This is a genomic window from Acidovorax sp. SUPP2539 (assembly GCF_030158975.1).
Taxonomy (GTDB): Bacteria; Pseudomonadota; Gammaproteobacteria; order Burkholderiales; family Burkholderiaceae_C; genus Paracidovorax.
Map to the genome: position 1 here is coordinate 1 of NZ_BQXJ01000016.1, position 2424 is coordinate 2424.

The 2424-nt window shown below is 73.8% G+C and carries 1 pseudogene; it reads left to right on the forward strand.

Annotation, left to right across the window (positions count from 1 at the left end):
* Positions 1-2424 (forward strand): annotated as a pseudogene (locus tag AVTE2539_RS26200) (RHS repeat-associated core domain-containing protein); the annotation flags it as partial.

A 2424-nucleotide genomic window follows, 5' to 3' on the forward strand; every position in this document is an offset into this window, starting at 1 on the left:
CCACCGCCACCGCCACCGCCACCGCCACCGCCACCGCCACCGCCACCGCCCACCCGCTGCTCGGCCCGGACAGCGGCGAGCGCCTGACCGGCGTGGACTGCGTGCACAACCCGCTGGATGCGGCCTGCACCGGCCCGGGCTACCGGGTGCCGCTGGTGCGCTACCGCTACGACAGCGCGGGCGACCTGGTGGAGGTGCTGGGGCGGGACGGCCAGCGCACGCGCGAGTTCGGCTACGACCGGGTGCACCGCATGGTGCGCCACCGGGTGCGCAGCGGCCCGCTGCACACCTACGTCTATGAAGACCAGGGCGTGGCCATGCCCCGGCCCGGCGCCCGCGTGGTGGAGCAGCACAACGAGCAGGGACTGTCGTACCTCTTCGAATACCGCGATCCCCCCGCCATCCCCCTCGCCACCCAGGCGGCCCCCCCGGCTGCGATCGGCGAGTCCGAGACGGACCCCGACACCCCAGTCCCCGACACCCCGCAGCCCATGTCGCCGTCCATGCTGCAGCCCGTGCCGGTGAGCGAAGTGCGCGTGCGCGACAGCCTGAACCGGCTCACCCGCTACCACTTCGAAGGCGCAGGCGGAGACAAGCGCCTGGTGCGGCTCGTGCTGCCCGATGGGGCCGAGCAGCGCGACCGCTACGACAGCGCGGGCCGGCGCGTGGCGCACACCGATCCGCTGGGGCGCACCACCTGGTGGCGCTACGACGGCGCCGGGCGGCTGCTGGGCACGCAGCACCCCGACGGGCGCAGCACCCGCTATCGCTGGGGCGAGGCGGGCTCGGCGCAGGACGGCCTGCTGCTGCAGAGCGTGGGCCTGGGGGCGCTGCCAACCCACATGGACTACGACACCTGGGGCCGGCTGCGGCAGGTGACCGTGGGCGATCCCCAGGGACTGGATGCCCCGGCCCTCGCCACCCGCTTCGAATACGCCCCCCTGACCGCCGAGGGCGCCATCGACCCCGCCACGCAGCCCTGGTGCGACCAGCCCGTGGCCGTCATCGACGCGCAGGGCGGGCGCAAGGAACTGGCCTACAACGGCTGCGGGCAACTCACGCGCCACACCGACTGCTCGGGCCGGGTGCATGCCTGGCACTACGGCGCCTTTGGCGAAGTGCGCGAGAGCATCGATGCCCTGAACCAGCGCACGCGCTACCAGTACGACGGCGCGGGCCGGCCCACCCGCGTCATGGCGCCCGACGGCTCGCAGGTGCAATACCGCTGGGGCCCGAACGGCCAATTGCAGGCGGCCACGCACAGTGCGCAGCCTGTGGGGGAGGGGGATGCCGCGGGCCACAGCGCCTTGCCCAGCACCTCCGTCACCTACGGGCACGACCTGTGGGGCCGCGTCGTCGCGCAAACCCAGGCCGGCCAGGGATTCGCGCTGCGCTACGACGTGGCGGGCCGTCTGGTGGAGCTCATCAACGAAAACCAGGCCGTCACCCGCTTCGTGCACGACGTGCAGGACCGGCTGGTGCAAGAGGTGGGATTCGACGGGCGCGTGCAGGTCTATGGCTACGACGCGGCCGGCCAGCTCGTGCACAAGAGCGATGGGCACGGGCAGGGCCACCACCCGGGCGTGCAGGGGATGGCCGGGCCAGGAATGGCCGGGCAGGGGACGGCTGCCCAAGGGCTGGGCGCCACCGTGAGGAGCCGCAACCACCACGATGCGGGCGGGCGCATCGTGGCCCGCGTGCTGGTCCGCTCCCCGGGCCTGCCAAGCGCGCAGGGCAACGACACCAGCGCCCATGACCGCGGCGAGAGCCTGCAGATCCAGGCCTACGAGTACGACGACCGCGGCGCTCTCACCGTGGCCCGCACGTGGAGCGCGCACCTGCCCTGGGCGGCAGAACAAGGCCGCGCCCACCCCCAGACCCACCCCCAGACCCTGGGCGAGCAATGGCTGGACGTTCCCGCCCCGCTGCTGCAAGCCCTGCTGGCCCTGGGCGCAACCTCTGCCGCAGAGCCCGATCCGGCCCTGGCCGAAGCCGCGCAGCGCCTGCAGGCCGAGCGCCTCATCGCCGACACGCGCGTGGCCCTGGAGCGCGACGCCTTCGGCCGGTCCACGGGCGAGGCGCAGACCCTGTACCGGCAGGCGCATGCGCCACTGCGGGGCGGCGAACCAGAGCCCGAGTTCGAACACCGCATCGCGCACCGCCTGGGGGCGCTGGGGCAGCGGGTGGGCAGCCTGCTGCAGGGCCTGGGCGAGCTGGACTGGCTGGCCTACGGCTCGGGCCACGTGCACGGGCTGCTGCTGGACAAGACCCCGGTGCTGGCCATCGAACGCGATGCGCTGCACCGGGAGGTCGCGCGCAGCCTGCAGCTGGAGGGCGGCGCGCAACGGGTCCATGCCGCAGTCACCCAGACCCGGCGCCTGGACCCCATGGGCCGGCTGCTGCAGCAAGACTGGCAAGGGCTGC